Annotated in this window: 2 protein-coding genes; both read left to right on the top strand. The window is 63.1% G+C overall.

Annotated features, from left to right (window positions below; genetic code table 11):
* Positions 1 to 15 precede the first annotated feature (15 nt).
* On the top strand, positions 16 to 228 hold the full coding sequence (locus ACPYOD_RS19150) for a ParD-like family protein (RefSeq protein WP_481303272.1): 213 nt from the start codon (positions 16 to 18) through the stop codon (positions 226 to 228).
* Positions 225 to 831: type I methionyl aminopeptidase (map, locus tag ACPYOD_RS19145; RefSeq protein WP_481303271.1), on the top strand; the 607-nt coding region annotated here is incomplete at its 3' end. The genes ACPYOD_RS19150 and map, both read left to right, overlap by 4 nt.

The following is an 831-nucleotide window of genomic DNA, read 5'->3' as shown; positions in this document are numbered from 1 at the left end:
TATAGATCAGAATCCATGGGCATCGTAAACATCGACGACGAACTGCACGACCAACTGCGCAAGGCAAGCGCCGTGTCGTGCCGTTCGATCAACGCGCAGGCCGCCTTCTGGATCCGCATAGGCATGCTCTGCGAAATGAATCCCACGCAGACCTTCAACGAGATCGTTGCTCGTGAACTGCGCGCTGCCGGCGTCGTCGCACAGCCCATCCGGGTGGGAACGGCGTGACCAAGCGGCCGGAGGAAATCGCCCTGCTCGCGGAGTCGGGCCGATTGCTCGCGCAGGTATTCGCTCACCTCGATCGACTCGACCTGGCCGGCATGTCCACCATGGAGGTCAACGACCGGGTCGATGACCTCATCGTTCATGAGTTCGGCGCACGACCCGCGAGCAAAGGCCAGTACGGATACGCCTATGCCCTCAACGCCTCCCGCAATGACGTCGTATGCCACGGTGTCCCTTCCCCATCGGACATCCTGCAGGACGGCGACATCGTCAATTTCGACATCACGCTGGAGAAGAACGGCTATATCGCCGATTCCAGCAAGACGTACCTGGTGGGCGAAGTAGCCCACCCGGCTGCGCGCCTCGTGCAGACAACGTACGAGGCGATGTGGAAAGGCATCCAGGCTGTCCGCCCGGGCGCCACGCTCGGCGACGTCGGCCACGCCATCGAACGGCATGCACGGCGGCACGGCTACGCGGTGGTCAGGGAATATTGCGGCCACGGTATCGGCCGCGAAATGCACGAGGAACCCCAGGTGTTGCACTGGGGCAAGCCCCGGACCGGCCTGGTGTTGCGGGAGGGCATGGTGTTCACCATCGAGCCGA

This window comes from Luteibacter sp. HAY1-4A, assembly GCF_056755355.1.
Note: the sequence above shows the minus strand (reverse complement) of the source record. Positions and strands in the feature narration are given on the sequence as shown.

Coding starts and splice junctions, on each gene's coding strand:
- ACPYOD_RS19150 (WP_481303272.1), top strand. CDS start 16: ATGGGCATCGTAAACATCGACGACGAACTGCACGACCAACTGCGCAAG.